This window comes from Streptomyces sp. NBC_00162, assembly GCF_024611995.1.
In the GTDB taxonomy this organism is placed as follows: Bacteria; Actinomycetota; Actinomycetes; order Streptomycetales; family Streptomycetaceae; genus Streptomyces.
Map to the genome: position 1 here is coordinate 1,351,535 of NZ_CP102509.1, position 15,492 is coordinate 1,367,026.

The 15,492-nt window shown below is 71.9% G+C and carries 15 protein-coding genes and 1 pseudogene; 10 read left to right on the top strand and 6 right to left on the bottom strand.

Features of this window, described 5'->3' with window-relative positions:
• The first annotated feature begins 203 nt into the window (after positions 1-203).
• The 3 genes and pseudogenes from JIW86_RS41620 (at position 204) to JIW86_RS07015 (ending at position 4,110) form a co-directional block, all read left to right on the top strand.
• Positions 204-755 (top strand): Gfo/Idh/MocA family oxidoreductase, encoded by a 552-nt coding sequence (locus JIW86_RS41620; protein ID WP_322975495.1) that lies wholly within the window; start codon positions 204-206, stop codon positions 753-755.
• Positions 671-1,459: a Gfo/Idh/MocA family oxidoreductase gene (locus JIW86_RS41625; protein WP_322975610.1), complete on the top strand. Its 789-nt coding sequence runs from the start codon at positions 671-673 to the stop codon at positions 1,457-1,459. The genes JIW86_RS41620 and JIW86_RS41625 overlap by 85 nt, the downstream gene beginning before the upstream one ends.
• A 246-nt stretch (positions 1,460-1,705) precedes the next feature.
• Positions 1,706-4,110 (top strand): annotated as a pseudogene (locus tag JIW86_RS07015) (polysaccharide lyase 8 family protein).
• 32 nt (positions 4,111-4,142) lie between these two features.
• Here the strand turns inward: JIW86_RS07015 and rpsN are convergent.
• Positions 4,143-4,448, bottom strand: coding sequence for a 30S ribosomal protein S14 (gene rpsN, locus JIW86_RS07020; protein ID WP_257552981.1), 306 nt, complete (start codon positions 4,446-4,448; stop codon positions 4,143-4,145).
• Positions 4,448-4,684, bottom strand: a complete 237-nt coding sequence (gene rpmB / locus JIW86_RS07025; protein ID WP_257552982.1) for a 50S ribosomal protein L28 — start codon at positions 4,682-4,684, stop codon at positions 4,448-4,450. Before rpmB ends, rpsN begins: the two co-directional genes overlap by 1 nt.
• Positions 4,685-4,763: 79 nt before the next feature.
• Here rpmB and rpmG point away from each other — a divergent pair, with 79 nt between their 5' ends.
• The 7 genes from rpmG to JIW86_RS07060 all read left to right on the top strand — a co-directional run bounded on the left by rpmG (position 4,764) and on the right by JIW86_RS07060 (position 11,373).
• Positions 4,764-4,928 (top strand): 50S ribosomal protein L33, encoded by a 165-nt coding sequence (gene rpmG, locus JIW86_RS07030; protein ID WP_030162346.1) that lies wholly within the window; start codon positions 4,764-4,766, stop codon positions 4,926-4,928.
• 30 nt (positions 4,929-4,958) lie between these two features.
• On the top strand, positions 4,959-6,143 hold the full coding sequence (locus tag JIW86_RS07035) for a CobW family GTP-binding protein (protein WP_257552985.1): 1,185 nt from the start codon (positions 4,959-4,961) through the stop codon (positions 6,141-6,143).
• Positions 6,144-6,176: 33 nt separating this feature from the next.
• Entirely contained in the window at positions 6,177-6,413 is a 237-nt protein-coding gene (rpsR, locus tag JIW86_RS07040; RefSeq protein WP_257552986.1) for a 30S ribosomal protein S18, read from the top strand.
• Between the two features lie 158 nt (positions 6,414-6,571).
• Positions 6,572-8,071, top strand: a complete 1,500-nt coding sequence (locus JIW86_RS07045) for a Y4yA family PLP-dependent enzyme (RefSeq protein ID WP_257552987.1) — start codon at positions 6,572-6,574, stop codon at positions 8,069-8,071.
• Positions 8,068-9,390 (top strand): pyridoxal-phosphate dependent enzyme, encoded by a 1,323-nt coding sequence (locus JIW86_RS07050; protein WP_257552988.1) that lies wholly within the window; start codon positions 8,068-8,070, stop codon positions 9,388-9,390. Before JIW86_RS07045 ends, JIW86_RS07050 begins: the two co-directional genes overlap by 4 nt.
• 1 nt (position 9,391) lies before the next feature.
• On the top strand, positions 9,392-10,594 hold the full coding sequence (locus tag JIW86_RS07055) for an aminotransferase class V-fold PLP-dependent enzyme (protein WP_257559243.1): 1,203 nt from the start codon (positions 9,392-9,394) through the stop codon (positions 10,592-10,594).
• A gap of 14 nt (positions 10,595-10,608) precedes the next feature.
• Positions 10,609-11,373, top strand: coding sequence for a class I SAM-dependent methyltransferase (locus JIW86_RS07060; protein ID WP_416237532.1), 765 nt, complete (start codon positions 10,609-10,611; stop codon positions 11,371-11,373).
• A 123-nt stretch (positions 11,374-11,496) separates the two neighbouring features.
• On the opposite strand, the gene JIW86_RS07065 is transcribed toward JIW86_RS07060, so the two are convergent.
• The 4 genes from JIW86_RS07065 to JIW86_RS07080 form a co-directional block, all read right to left on the bottom strand.
• A complete protein-coding gene (locus JIW86_RS07065; RefSeq protein WP_257552990.1) occupies positions 11,497-13,284 on the bottom strand; it encodes an Ig-like domain-containing protein in 1,788 nt (595 codons plus the stop codon).
• 50 nt (positions 13,285-13,334) lie between these two features.
• Entirely contained in the window at positions 13,335-14,414 is a 1,080-nt protein-coding gene (locus JIW86_RS07070; RefSeq protein ID WP_257552991.1) for a hypothetical protein, read from the bottom strand.
• Positions 14,415-14,619: 205 nt separating this feature from the next.
• Positions 14,620-15,264, bottom strand: coding sequence for a disulfide bond formation protein B (locus JIW86_RS07075; protein ID WP_257552992.1), 645 nt, complete (start codon positions 15,262-15,264; stop codon positions 14,620-14,622).
• A gap of 12 nt (positions 15,265-15,276) precedes the next feature.
• Positions 15,277-15,435, bottom strand: coding sequence for a hypothetical protein (locus tag JIW86_RS07080; protein WP_257552993.1), 159 nt, complete (start codon positions 15,433-15,435; stop codon positions 15,277-15,279).
• Positions 15,436-15,492: the final 57 nt, after the last annotated feature.

The following is a 15,492-nucleotide window of genomic DNA, read 5'->3' on the forward strand; positions in this document are numbered from 1 at the left end:
CAGGACACAGGGAGGTTAGGGAGGCCCGGCAAGCGGGGCGTGAACGCCAGTTGAACCGGCGTCAGATCGGCGCGTCAGGTGACCGGCTGCTGTCGTGGGCCTGCGCGCGGCACGGCCCAGTGGGCCGGGGGCGTCTTGTCCCGGTGATCGGGGATCGCTAGCCTCGCGCCCCAGACGTCGCCTAGGCAGGGAAAGCGGGACGCATGCCCTCCGGAGTCACTCTTGCCGTCGTCGGTGCCGGGGACCGAGGAACCGGTCACGCGCGCTGGGCCCTCGCCCATCCGGAGCGGGCCACGGTCGTCGCGGTGGCCGAGCCGCGCACGGTGCGCCGGGACCGGTTCGCGGCCGCTCACGGTCTGGATGCCGGGGCGGCGGTGGACGACTGGCGAGTGCTGGCCGCCCGTGGCCGCGTCGCGGACGCGGTGCTGATCTGCACACTGGACCGTGAACACCTGGAGCCGGTGCTGGCGTTCGCCGCGCTCGGCTACCACATCATGCTCGAGAAGCCGATGGCGCTGACCGAGGAGGAGTGCCGGCGCATCGTGGCCGCGGTGGAGGAGGCCGGGGTGATCCTCTCCGTCGGCCACGTCCTGCGGTACACCCCTACACGCAGGCGCTCAAACGCGTCCTCGACTCCGGCCGGATCGGAGACGTCGTCAGCGTCCAGCACCTGGAACCGGTCGGGTTCTGGCACCAGGCCCACTCCTTCGTGCGCGGCAACTGGCGCCGCGAGGACGAGGCCACCTCCATGCTGATGGCGAAGTCCTGCCACGACCTGGACTGGCTGCAGTACGTGCTCGGCCGGCCGCCCGTACGCGTCTCCAGCTTCGGCCGCCTCTCCCACTTCCGGCCCGAGGGCAGGCCCGCGGGCGCCGCCGACCGGTGTCTGGACTGCGCGGTGGAGAGCACCTGCCCGTACTCCGCCAAGCGCGACTACGGCGACCGGCTCGCCGCGGGCCGTCACGGCTGGCCGCTGAGCGTGGTGATCGACGAGTTCACCCCGCACGCCCTGGAGACTGCGCTGCGTGAAGGCCCGTACGGGCGCTGCGTGTACGCCTGCGACAACGACGTGGTCGACCACCAGGTGGTCGCCATGGAGTTCGCCTCCGGGGCCACGGCCACCTTCACCATGACCGCCTTCACCGAGCACGCGGACCGCCAGACCCGGATCTTCGGCACACGCGGGGAACTGCGGGGCGATGGCAGGCAGTTGCGGGTCTACGACTTCCTGTCCCGCACCGAGGAGGCCATCGGGCTCGGCTCCGAAGGGGCGATGGACGCCGCCGGTGGTCACGGAGGCGGCGACGCGGGCCTGATGGACGCTTTCGTCTCCGCCGTCGCCACCGGGAATCCCGGCCTGGTGAAATCCGGCCCGTACGAGTCCCTCATCAGTCACCTGACCGTGCTGGCCGCCGAACGCGCCCGGCGCGACAACACCGTCGTGGACATCCGAGTGTGAGCGTCTGGAGCGATCGATCCGAAGTGATCTGAATTGATCTGATCGTTTGAACGATCGATCCTTACGCACCTCTTGAACGTTATTTCGCGCGCGTGCTACAAACCGGTCAGCGGGCGCCCCCTCCCACCCCGCTTCCACGCGTGTCACCGCCTCACCGCCGAGCGGTCGCCTCCTGCTGCGCGCACACGCGCGCACGGCGCGCCCCGCCGTCCGGCGAGCCGGCCGCGCCCCAGTTCTGGAGGCTCCATGTCCAGCCCATGGTCCCGCCGTTTTTCCTCCACCTCTCCGGCAACGCCGCCCTGCTGGCCGGAATGTCCTCGGTCGGCGCCCTGGCCCCGACCGGCACCGCATCCGCCGCGGGCGACGAGTACGACACCCTGCGTCTCAGGTGGCGCGGGATGGTGCTGGGCAGCGGATTCGACCCGGCGGCCGAGCCGTTCGCCGGGAAGCTGGCACTGCTGGGCACGCAGGCCGCCGAGCACCGCTCGACCATGGCGGCCGTCAGCGGGTCGCTCTGGCCGGACCTGCCCCTGACCATCTCCAGCTCGATCACCGGCAGTTACGCCCGGCTGGCCACCATGGCCCAGGCCTACGCCCAGCCCGGCACGGGTCTGACCGGCGGCGCCGCGCTCGCCGCCGAGATCAAGACCGGTCTCGACCACCTCTACCAGCAGGTCTACAACCCGGCGAAGAGCCAGTTCGGCAACTGGTGGGACTTCCAGATCGGTTCCCCGCAGATCCTGCTGGACATCAGCGTGATCCTCCACGACCAGCTCACCGCCGCCCAGCTCGCCAACCACCTCGCTGCCGTCGACCGCTTCGTCCCGGACTCCTCGGTGGCCCAGTACACCGGCACCAGTACGGGCGCGAACCGGGTGGATCTGTGCCGCTCGCTGGCCCTGCGCGGCATCCTCGGCAAGAACGCCGCCAAGGTGGCGCTGGCCCGCGACGCCCTCTCCCCTGTGTTCCCCCTCGTCACCAGCGGGGACGGTCTCTACGCCGACGGCTCCTTCGTCCAGCACACCTACCTCTCCTACACCGGCTCCTACGGTGCGGTGCTGCTCGGCGGCCTGGCCGGTCTCTTCTCCTTGCTCAGCGGCTCGACCTGGGCGGTCACCGAGCCCAAGCGGCAGCTCGTCCTCGACTCGGTGGAGAAGTCCTACGCGCCGTTCCTGTACAACGGCCTGATGATGGACGCGGTGTCCGGGCGCGCCACCAGCCGGGGCAACCCGCGGATCACCTCCTACGGCTTCCAGGGCGGCGACCACGGCCGTGGCCACGGCGTCCTCGCCTCCATCGCCCTGCTGGGCGGTGCCGCGAGCAGCGCGCAGAACCAGCGCTGGCGCGGGCTGGTGAAGGGCTGGATACAGCGGGACTACTACAGCCCCGTGCTCGCCGACACCGACCTGAGCGTCGCGGCGCTGGCCAGGCTCAAGGCCGTACGGGACGACAACGCTGTCACCGCCCTCGGCGAGCCCACGGGACACCGGCTCTTCCCCAGCATGGACCGGGCCGTCCACCGCCGGCCCGGCTGGGCCGCTTCGATCAGCATGGCCTCGAAGCGGATGGGCCTCTACGAGACGGGCAACGGGGAGAACCTCCGCGGCTGGCACGCCGGGGCCGGCATGCTCCAGTGGTGGGGGGACACGTACGCCAACGGCCAGTACACCGACGCCTTCTGGCCGACCGTGGACCCGTACCGGCTGCCGGGGATCACCGTCTCCCGCAAGGTGCTCGCCGATGCCGAGGGCGGTGCCTGGGGGCTGCCGAGGCCGGACGTCAACTGGGTCGGCGGCGCCACGGACGGGGAGTACGCCGCGATAGGCCAGTTCGTCCGCGGGCTGGCCGGCACGCTGTACGCCAAGAAGTCCTGGTTCTGTCTGGCCGACTCGGTCGTCTGTCTGGCGGGCGCCGTCCGGAGCGCCGACGGAACCACGGTCGAGACCGTGGTCGACAACCGCAACCTCGGGGCCACCGGCACCCAGGGCCTCACGGTGAACGGAGCCGCGCAGTCCACCGCCCTCGGCTGGTCGGCGACCCTCACCGGTGCCGACTGGGCACAGATCGCGGGGCACGGCGGGTACGTGTTCCCCGGCGGGGCCACGGTCAAGGCGCGGCGCGAGGCCCGGACCGGTTCCTGGCACGACATCAACACCGGCGGCACCACGGACCCGATCACCCGCCGGTACCTGACGCTCTGGTTCGACCACGGCGTCGACCCCGTGGATGCCGCCTGCTCCTACATCCTGATGCCGGGCGCCGGGACGGCCGCCACCGCCGCCCGGGCGGCCGACACCGGCTGGCTGACGGTCCTGGCCAACGACAACGACCAGCAGGGCGTCAGGGTCGCCTCGCTCGGCGTCACCGCCGTCAACTTCTGGTTCGCCGGGACCGTCGGCACGCTCAGCGCCGACAAGCCCGCCTGCGTGCTCGTAAGGGAGCACGGCGACGGCACGGCCACCCTCTGCGTCAGCGACCCGATGCGGATGCAGACCGGCCTCACCGTGACATGGAACCGCCCGGTGGCGGCCGTGCTCTCCAAGCCGGCCACGGTCGCCTCGGCCACCACCGGCTCCGCGCTCACCCTCACCTTCACGGACCTCACGGGGCAGGCCGGGGCCACCCAGACGATCACCGTCCGGCTCGGCTGAACCGCGGACCGGTAAGAGGCGGCGCGGGGGTACTACCAGGACGACTTGGTGACTCCGGGGAGGAATCCGGCGTGCGCCTGCTCGCGCATCCGGACCCGGGAGAGCCCGAACTTCCGCAGGTGGCCGCGCGGGCGGCCGTCCACGCCGTCACGGTTGCGCACCCGTGTCGCGCTGGCATCGCGAGGCTGCCCGCGCAGCTCGGTCAGCGCGGCGCGGCGCTCGGCCTCCGTCGAGGAGGGCCGGCGTACGAGCTCCTTCAGCTCGGCTCGCCGGGCGGCATGGCGCTCGACGATCGCCTTGCGCTTCTCGTTCTGCGCGATCTTGCTCTTCTTCGCCATCAGACCTTCACCCCTCGGGCCCGGATCCGGGCCACGGCCGCCTCGACGCCGATCACGTCGACGGTCTTGATCGCCTTCGCGCTGAGGGTGAGGCGGACGTGCCGGCCTTCGCTCGGCAGCCAGTAGCGCTTGCGCTGGACGTTGGGGTCGAAGCGGCGCGATGTGCGCCGGTGCGAGTGGGAGATGGTGTTGCCGAAGCCCGGCTGGGCGCCGGTCAGCTGGCAGTGGGCGGACACGGTGTTACCTGCCTCTCTCTGGAGCGGAAGAGTCATCGAAGGCTATTGGAAATGATTTCCATTCCCGTATAGTAGCGGCATGGCACGCAACGAAGTACGCCCGATCGTCAAGCTCCGCTCCACCGCGGGCACCGGCTACACCTACGTCACGCGCAAGAACCGGCGGAACGACCCGGACCGCATGGTGCTGCGCAAGTTCGACCCGGTGGTCCGTCGGCACGTCGACTTCCGCGAAGAGCGCTGAAACCACCCCACCCCGCAGAAGGACACCGCCATGAAGCCCGGAATCCACCCCGCCCACGGCCGGGAGCACGGCGTGCGCCTGCCCGTCGTCATCGTCGGCGGGCTGCACTCCGACGCCCGCCGCACCACCGTGGAACGGCTGCTCGCCACCGTCCCCGGCAGCGTGGCCCTGCACCACGACCTCTCCACGGCGGCCGGGGGAACCGTCCGGCGCACCGTGCGCGACGCCTCCGGAACACTCGGGTCCGGTGAGGCGCCGCTCGTCAACGACTGCGCCTGCTGCGCCTTGCGCGAGGACCTGGTCCCCGAACTGTGGCGGCTCGCCGACGGCGGGCTGACCCGGCTCGCGGTCGTCGAGTTGTGGGACTCCGTCGAGCCCCGGGCGATGGCCGAGGTCGTCGAAGCGCACGGCGGCGAGCGCTTGGAACTCGCCAATGTGATCACCGCCGTCGACCCGGCCCTCGTCCTGCCGTACCTGTCCAACGGGGACGACCTCGCGGAGGCGGGACTCGCGGCGGCGGCCTCCGACCGGCGGACGGTCGGCGACACCTGGGCCCGGCAGCTCGAGTACGCACCCGTGCTCGCCCTCCTGGACAGCCCCGAAGCGGACGAGGAGGACCGGGCCCTTCTGGAGCAGCTCCACCCGACCGCTCGCCGGGTGGAGACCGGTTCCCCTGATCTGGCGCGGCTCGCCTTCGCCGGATTCGACACCGAGGCCGCTGCCGCCGCGCAGCACCCGGCCTGTGCGCTGCTTCCGCAGGAGGCCGACGAAGCCGGGGTCGCCACCCTCGTCTGGCACCGCCACCGGCCGTTCCACCCGGAGCGGTTGTACGAGGCGCTGGAGGACCTGGCCTGCGCGGCCGCCCGCAGCCGCGGCCGGTTCTGGCTCGCCGACCGCCCAGACACCCTGCTCGCCTGGGAGGCCGCGGGCGGCGCGCTCTGTGTGGAGAACGGCGGCCCCTGGCTGGCCTCGCTCCCGGACGCCGCCTGGGAGATGGTGCCGCCGGTGCGCCGGGCGGCCGCCGCGCTGGGCTGGCACCCCGAACACGGCGACTGCTGCCAGCACCTGGTGTTCACCTCGCCCGGCCTCGACCGCGACGGGCTGGAGCGGCTGCTCGACTCCTGCCTGCTGACCGACGCCGAGTTCACCGCCGGGCGCGAGGGGTGGAAACGCCTCCCCGCCGCCTTCGACGCCCTGCTCGACCCCGTCTCGTAAGACCCGTACGACACCTCACTCCAAGGACTCCCCATGGCCCGACGCATCACCCCGCGCAAGCACGTCTCCTCCCGCCCCAACCCGCTGGACGCGGCGAAGATCACCTACATCGACTACAAGGACACCGATCTGCTGCGGAAGTTCATCTCCGACCGTGGCAAGATCCGCAGCCGCCGCGTCACCCGCGTCACGGCTCAGCAGCAGCGACGGCTCGCCGCCGCGATCAAGAACGCCCGCGAGATGGCCCTGCTCCCCTACGTCGGCAAGTAGGGCCCGGGCAGCACGACGACCGTCCCGATTCGGCCGTCGGGCGTCACGAAGCAGTCCCTCCCCCGCCGGTCCGGACCCAAAGAGGCCCGATCGGGTTACGGTCGTATGACCGTTTGCCGAAACCGGTACGTATTCCTCGTCGGGGAGGAACAGCTGGGATGAGCAACGCACCTCTGTACCTGGAACCGCGGCTGGCACCGCGGCTGACGTCCTTGCTGGATGCGGCCTCCTTCCTGCATGCACTCGTGGACGGGCTCGGATCACCCCTGAACCTCGTACTTCCGCAGCAGTTCGCGGAGAACGTGGCGCGATTCCGCACCGTCCTGCGCCGGCACCACCTCGGCGGCCGGGTCTGCTTCGCGCACAAGGCCAGCCGCTCCAGCGCCCTGGTCCGGCACCTCAGCACGACCGACGCCGCCCTCGACGCCGCCTCGCTCGGCGAGTTGAGGCACGCGCTCGCCTCGGGATTCACCGGGGACCGGATCGTGGTGACCGGCCCCAAGGACCCCGAGGCGCTCTGGCTCGCCGCGCGCTGCGGGGCCGTCGTCAACGCGGACGGGGCGGCCGAGCTGGAGGACGCGGCCCGGATCGTCGGCGCGTTCGGCCTGCCCCGCCTGCGCGTGATCCTGCGGCTGTCCGAGTTCGAGACCTCCGGCACCAGAGTCCTGTCCCGCCGCAGCCGCTTCGGCACCGCGGTGAAGTCGCTGAACGACCTGCTCGACGTACTCGAACGCCACCAGGACGCGCTGGAGCCGATCGGGGTGGGCTACCACCTCGACACCACGAGCCTGGACGAGAAGGCGACGGCGCTCGAAGGGTGTCTGCGGGCGATGGAGGAGCTCCAGATACGGGGGTTCCGGCCGGGCGTCATCGACGTGGGCGGCGGCTTCGGCGTCAACTACCTGGCGCACGCCGCGCAGTGGGACCGCTACACCACCGAGCTCACGCACGCCGTGATGGGCCGGCGCCCGCCGCTCACCTGGGGCGGCCACGGCTACGGCCTGCGCGCCGAGAACGGCACCCTCAGGGGATCCCTGGGCCTCTATCCGGCCCATCGCCCCGTCGCCGGCGCCGCCTACCTCGACGAGCTGCTGTCCCGTCCCGCGCCGGGCCTCGGCCGCCCGTTCGGCACGCTGCTGCTCGAGAGCATGTACGACCTGTACGCCGAACCCGGCCGGGCCTTGGCGGACCAGTGCGGGCTCACGCTCGGGAGGGTGCAGGAGGTCCGGGCCGGCGGGGCCGGGGAGCACCTCGTACGACTCGCCCTGAACGCGGGCGATGTGGGCCTGGAGGACCACGGCGTCCTGATGGACCCCGTCCTCCTCTCCCGCAACGACCGCGACGACCGCGACGGCGCCCCTGGGCACGCCACCGGACCGGTGGGCGTGTACCTCATGGGCAACCTCTGCCTGGAGGCGGACCTGATCACCCGCCGGATGGTGTTCCTGCCCCGGCTGCCGCGACCGGGTGATCTTCTCGCCTTCGCCAACACCGCGGGCTACTGCATGGACTTCACCGCGACCCGGGCCCAGCAGCAGCCCGTGGCCCGCAAGGTCGCCGTCCGGGAGGAGAGCGCCAACGAGGGGAGCGGGAACTGGAGTTGGTGCCTCGACGAGCAGTACTGGCCGGTCACAGCCACGGGGGGACGGCGGACATGAGGTACGACAGCATCACCGAGGCCATCGGCAACACGCCGCTGGTCCGCATCGACCCGGCGGTACACGGTCTGCTCCACATCGACCTGTACGCGAAGCTGGAGATGCTCAACCCCTTCGGCTCGCTGAAGGACCGGGCGGCCTGGCACATGGCCCGCTCCGCGCTGGCCGACGCGAAGGCCGGCGCGGCGACGGTCGTCGAGCTGTCCAGCGGGAACACCGCCAAGGCCCTGGCCCTCATCGCGGGTCTGCACGGGCTGCCGTTCAAGAGCGTCACCAACCGCATGCGCATACCGGAGATCAAGGACCTGCTCCTGCTGCTGGGCGCCGAGATCGAGGAACTGCCCGGGCAGAGCGAATGCCTCGACCCGACCGACACCGAGGACCCGCTGACGCGCTTCCACCAGCGGCTGAGCCGCCCGGACGGCGCCCTTCTCCACACCGACCAGTACTTCAACCCCCTGAACGCCGAGGCGCACGCGCAGGGCACCGGCCCGGAGATCATCGCCGATCTGGACGGCCGGGCTCCGGACTGGTTCGTGGCGTGCGTGGGCACGGCCGGTTCGTCCACCGGGGTCGCCCGCGCCCTGCGCGCCCACGACCCGGACGTGCGGGTCGTCGGTCTGGTCGGGGAGAAGTCCGACTTCATCCCCGGCATCCGCACCATCGACGAGGTGCAGGAGGTCGGCCTCTTCGACCCCGCCGCCTACGACACGATCGAGGCGGTGAGCTCGGACGAGGCCATCGACGGGATGCTGACACTGATGCGCCGCTGCGGGCTGCTCGCCGGCCCGACCGGCGGGGCCGCGTACCTGGGGGCCGTGCGCCATCTCCGGCCGCTGGACGCCCCGTCGGGCGGCGAGCGCAGGACGGCCGTGTTCATCGTCTGCGACCGGGCGGAGAGCTACCTCGGTTACGTGCGGCAGCGCCGTCCGGAGCTGCTCGGCAGGCCTCCGGCGAAGAACTCGGTGACCGCGCTGACCGAGGCCGAGGTGCGCTCGGCCACCGTCATCGAGGTCACCGAGGCACAGAAGTGGATGGAGGACCGGCGTCCGCTGGTGGTCGACCTGCGCGGCCCGTTCGCGTACGCCGCACTGCACATCGACGGCGCGATCAACATCGTCGACGAGCTCTTCGACGAACTCGTCCGCGGCGGCCTGCCCTTCGGCACACGGCATCCGGTGCTGCTGACCTGCCCGGTCGGCGAGAAGTCCGCCCGGTACGCGGCCCTGCTGACGCGCATGGGCCACCCGGACGTACGCAGTCTCGCAGGCGGCATCGTGGCCTGGCGGGACGCCGGAGCGCCTCTGGTGCGTGACTGACGTGGCAGCGGACCCCGCCGGGGAGATCGAGGAGCTGGCCTCGTGGCAGCGCGGGCTGCGCGCCCAGTTCCCGATCATCGTCGGACATCCCCACCTGACCTACCTGGACAGCGCGGCCACCGCACAGAAGCCGCGGGCCGTCCTGGACGCCGTGCACACCTACCTGACCACCTCGAACGCCAACGCGGGCCGGGGCTCGTACCCCTGGGCGAACACCACGACGGCCTTGGTGGAGGGCGCACGCGACCGGGTCAGGGAGTTCCTCGGCGATCCGCGGCCGGACCGGTCCTCGGTGCACTTCACCACCGGGGCCACGGACGGGTTGCGCACCGTCGCACGGGAGTGGCTGCCCGAACTGCTGGCGAACGGCGACGAGATCGTCGTCCCGTTCGCCGACCACGAGGCGAACCTGTCGCCGTGGCTGGAGGCGCGGGAGCTGCTGGCCCGCCAGGGGGTCCGGATCCGGGTGCGGGAACTGCCCTGCCAGGCGGGCTCCGGGGACTACGATCCGGTGGCCCTCGCCGGGATGGTCGGGCCGCGCACCCGTTTCGTGGCCGCCACGCACGTGCACCACGTGTACGGGGCGGACATGAACGTGCACCGCGTCCGGCGGGTGGTCGGGCCCGGCGTCCCCATCTGTCTGGACGCCGCCCAGAGCATCGGCCACCTCCCGGTCTCCGTGGCCGAGCTCGACGTGGACTTCGTGGTCTTCTCCGGGCACAAGGCCCTCGCCCTGCCCGGAACCGGCGCGGTCTGGGCGCGGGGACGGCGGGGGCCCGCCTTCCGGCCCGGCGGCTGGAGCGGCACTCCGAACACGGTGGGCATCGCCTCCCTGGTGGCGGCCCTGGACTGGCTGGACGCCGCCGGGACCGACCGGATCGAGCGCTGGACCGTGGCCCTGACCTCCCTGCTGACGGACGGGCTCGAGCGACTGCCCGCGTACGAGGTCCTCGGCTGCCGCTCGAGTCTGGCCACCGCCTCCGAGGTGCAGCGGCGCCGGAGCATCGTCACCTTCCGGCATCGTGAGATCAGCGCGCAGGACCTCGGGTTCATCCTGTTCAGCCACGGCATCATGGTCCGCTCCGACGGCCACTGCCAGGCGGGCGGCGGCGACCGGGACTCCTCGGTACGGGTGAGTCTGCACGTGCACAACACACCTGAAGAGGTGGAAGGGTTGCTCACCACACTCGCCAATCTGCAATGATTTCCATTATGGAGATGAGCACGATGACGGCCCTGACGGCAGCGCGCTGGGTGGAGCGCTGGGAGAGTCAGCAGCAGCGGTACGCCGTCGACCGCGAGGAGAGGTTCACGGTCATCGCCGACGTCGTGGAGCAGGTGACGGCCGGCCGGACCTCTCCCCTGGTCCTCGACCTGGGCAGCGGCCCGGGAGCCCTGGCCTCCCGGCTGGCCGCCCGCCTCCCGGACGCCGAGGTGCTGGCCGTCGACGCCGACCCCCTGCTCCTCGAACTGGGGAGCTCCCACTACGGACCGGCGCTGCGCTACGCCGAGGCCGTGATCGGGAAACCCGGCTGGCTGGACGCGCTCGCCCTGGACCGTCCGGTGGACGCGGTGGTCTCGGCGACCGCCCTGCACTACCTCGGGGAGTCCACACTGCGGCAGGTCTACCGGGAACTCGCCGAACGGCTGCGCCCCGGCGGGGTCCTCGTCAACGGCGACCACATCCGCCCCGCCGGCCCGGACGCGCCGCGCATCGCCGAACTGGCCCTCCACGTCGGAGAGCGCCACTCCGAGCGGTACCTGGACACGACCGAGGACTGGGAGTCGTGGTGGTCGGAGGCGGCCGCCGACCCCGAGCTGGCACCTCGGCTCGCGGGGTGCGGGCCGGACCGGCATCCGCACTGCGAGGGCAACGACCTGACGCTTTCCGGCCACATCACCCTGCTGCGCGAGGCCGGATTCACTCAGATCGGCACGGTATGGCAGTTCGGCCACAGCCATGTGGTCGTCGCCGTCCGCTAAGGCTGTCCGACGACCACCCTCGCCCCGGGGCTGAAGTACGCACATCGGCCTGCGGGGCGGGGGCGCTCCCCCGAACGGGAGGCAGCGGCTACCCCTTGACGAGGCGGTTGCCGCGTCGACCCGTCAGAGGCGGCACTGTCCTGAGCGGGGTCCCTGCACGACGGTGTCCGTCTGCAGCAGTGCCGGGCTGTTGGCTTCGCAGCGCAGGGGTCCGGTGACCCGGTTGCCCCGGAACGCCGGGACCGGCTCGCCGGACAGCGGTACGTCGGCGCTGTTGCCGTCGATCCGCACCGGTCCGGTGACCGTGTTGGCCGATGCCTGGAGACCACCGGTGTTGCCTTCGAGGGTGAGCGGGCCGTTGATCGTGTTGCCGGGGCAGGCCGTCGAGTCGTGGTCCGAGCCGATCATCACGTAGCCGGTGCTTCCCTTGACGCCGACCGGTCCGGTGAGGCTCGACCGGCAGACGGTGAGGGCCAGAGCGCCTTCGGCGGACACCGGCCCCGAGATCCGGGCGTCCGACACGGCCAGGGCCCCGCCGGGCCGTACCGTGACCGGTCCCGTCTGGCTGCCGCCGGAGGCGATGCAAAGCGCCTGACCGGCGGACACGGTGAGGGCTCCCTGGCGCGCAGTGGTGAGGCACGGCTCGCTGAATCCGACGGTGACGGCGGCCGGTTGGGCCGTCGCGTCCGGCGTGTGGCCCGGGTCTCCGCCGTATCTCGCGGTGATCGGATGGGAGCCGGGCTGGAGCGTGCCGGTACGGAATCGGGCCCGGCCGCTGCCGTCGAGCGGCACGGTCGCCAGCTCGGTCGCCCCGTCGGAGAACGTGACCGTCCCGCCCGGGGTGCCCGCGGAGAGGTTCGCCGAGCCGACGGTGGCGGTGAGGGTCACCGGGTGCCCGAACAGCGGTGCGGCCGTGTCCGCGGCCACCGTGACCGAGGCCCCGTACCGGAACGAGACGATCGCCTTCCCGTTGCCCTGGTTGACCGCCGGGAGGAGCGAGACGTCGTTGGCCGTCGGTGCGGCGAAGCTGCTTCCGCCTCCGCCGCCCGCTCCGTAGAGGTTGCCGGGGTTCCCGCCGCCGGAGCCGCCTCCGCCGCCGAAGTAGCCGCCGCCTCCGCCGCCTCCGCCGTTTCCGCCGCGGGCGCCGTTGCCGCCGGGGCCTCCGCTGCCCGGGTTGGGCAGACCGGTCTGGGGGTCGATGTCGCTGCCGGCGATCCCGGGGCCGCCGAGCGCCGAGTTGGGGCTTCCGGTGCCGTGTGCGGTCTGGCTCGCTCCGCCGCCGGCGACACCGGAGCCCTCGGGGCCGCCGCCCTGTCCGCCGGGCTCCGCGACGGGACCGCCGGCGCCGCCGCGCAGCAGGGGTCCGCCGTTGCCCGCGCCTCCGCCGCCACCGGCGACCAGGACCCGGTCGGACGGGCCGAAGGCACCGGCCCGTACGTCGGACGCGCCGCCGCCGGAGCCGCCCCCGCCGTGCGACCCGCCGCCGCCGGATCCGTGGCCGAAGCCGCCGGGGCGGGCGTACTCACCGCGCCGGGAGCTGCCGGGGACTCCGGCGGCTCCCACCGTGATGCCGAGGTTCTGGCCGGCGCCGACGGCGAGTGTGGCGCGGCTCCGGCCGCCGAGGCCGCCGGGAGCCCCCTCGTTCGGGGGGTTGGGGGTGACGAATCCGGCGGCGCTGCCGCCTTCGGCCCCGTACAGGTCGATGGTGACCGCGCTCACCCCGTCGGGGACGGTGAAGGTGTCCGTGCCCGTTGCGGTGTAGGCGCAGGTGGGAGGTGAGGCGGTGAAGACGCCGCCGGCGCCGCAGGGTGTGGCTGCGGCCGGCTGGTCGGCGGTGGCGGGAAGGGCCGTCAGCACGGCTCCCAGGAGGCCGGTCACACCGGCCACCACCACGGTCTTGGATCTGAACATGCTCAACGAGGGTCCCATCGAGGTATCGGGAAAGGACGCGGCTTCGGTTCTCAGACGCCGTCGTCGGCGCACAGCGCCCAGACGTCCGAGTAGGTGTTGGGCGAGCTTCCGCCGCCGGTGTGGGTGTACGCCGTCCAGTACGAGGCCGTGGTGGTCCCGTCGCCGACCGGGGTGCCGCCGGAGTCGCTGGGGTAGCTTCCGTTGAGGTGGTCGCCGACCGATCCCGGCCCGGTGAAGTTGGTGGTGGTCACGCTGCCCCCGCTGATGGCGGCGCCGCCGCTGACCAGCTTTCCGTCCCCGCCTCCGCAGCCGACCGTCACGGTCTGGCCGGCGGTCGCGGCGGTGGGGCCGCTCACCTCGCTGAAGCGGACCTTGACCGTGGTGCCGCTGATGTTGATGTTGTTGCCGCTGCATATGGCGTAGGCGTACGTGGTGTTGTTGCTGTTGCCTCCGCCGCCGTTCCAGCCGACCGCGGCCCAGGAGTCGGGGTTGGTCTCGCCGTCGGCCGCCGCCTTCTGGCCGAAGTTGTGCCCGGAGTTGTTGAAGGTGGGGTAGCTGGCGATCGGCTTGAGGCTGCCGACGCTGGCCGGGGTGATGCGGGCGCCGCCGCCGAGCAGGCGGGTGTTGGCCGGGCAGGTCGCGACGACGAGGCCCACCGTGCCGCTGGAGGTGGGTCCGGCGATCTTGTTCATGACCACCTGGGTGTGGTTGATCAGGTTGCTGGTGAAGCACATCGCGTACGGGGTGCTGGAGAACGAGGCGTTCACCGCGCCGCCGCTGCCGCCGATGCCGAGCCAGTACGTCACGTCGGTACCGACCACGCCGGTGGAGCCGGTGTACTCGGTGCTGCCGTCGGGGCTCGGCGAAGTGCCGTTCACCTTGTTCCCGTTGGACGAGGTGCCGGTGCCGATGGCCTGGTTTATCCCGCCGCCGGAGATGAGACCGCTGCTACAGGCCGCGTTGGTCGAAATCTCGGAGAAGGGAGATCCGGGCCCCATGGTGGCGCCCGGGGTCTTCACGGTCACACCGACCGTGTTGGCGTACGCCGACCCCGGTATCGCCAGGCCCAGCAGGGCGCCCAGGACCAGCGCCTTCCCGCCGAGGGACCGCCGCAGAAGCATCTTCCTCATCGAATTCTCTCTTTCAGAGGTGGATTCCGTCCTGTGCGCGTGCGGAATGTATCAGTCAGATATGCCAGCAGGTAAGGCAGATTCGGCAGATTTACCTAGCAAATGCGTACCCATCGGTAGCCGGGCACCGCAAACGCGCCGCACCCCCGACCGGTGTCGTGGTCGGGGGCGCGGCGCGTGCGGGGATGCCTGGGGCCGGGCAGCCTCAGAAGAGGTCGGCGAAGAACTGGTAGCCGGTGGGGTCGCCGGGCATCTGCCAGTGGAATCCCTGGAGGAGGAAGCAGGCGACGAGGTTGCTGACGGCGAAGAAGGCCAGGACCCCCAGGGTGAAGCCGGCGGTGCGGCGCAGGGCGGGCGAGGTGGCGGCGGCGTCCAGGGGCTGGGCCCCGTCGGCTAGGACGAGGGTGACGCCTGCGGCGAGGGCGGCCAGGAAGAAGGTGATGGCGGCCCAGGTGTACAGGTGCAGCCCGAAGAGGGCGCCGGCGTAGCCGGGGTCCGGGGGCACGATGTGCATCAGCACCTGTGCGCCGGAGACGGTGCCGCCGATCAGCGCGGAGACGAGGGCGACGCCCCAACCGGAGGCGAATTCACCGGTGGTCACGGCTCCCTTGCGGGAGCGGGCGATGATCATGGCGGGGCCGATGGCGCTGAGCAGCATGAACATGCGCTGGAGGAGGCACATGGGGCAGGGGTACTCCCACAGGCCGAACTGGAAGACGTAGGCGCCGCCGATGGTGGCGCACATGCCCAGGACGTAGGCGTGGGCGAACCAGAGGCCGAGGCGGTTGGAGAGCCGGGCGGCAGGGGCGGCGGCTGCGGGGCCGGTGACGGGGGTGGTGACGGTGGACATTCCTGCTCCTCCTCAGAAGCTCAGGTTGAAGGCTCGGTCGAGGTGGGGGAGGAACGCGAGGATCGTGACGCTCAGCGTTCCCGCCCACAGCAGCAACCGGTGCCGGCGTGGCCAGTCCCGCAGGACGGCCAGGACGCATACGGCGATCAGGAGGAAGAGGATGGTGTACATGGTGTCCCTGCTTCATCGGGGGGTTACGAATTCATCCTCCGACGGGGAGTTCCGGCC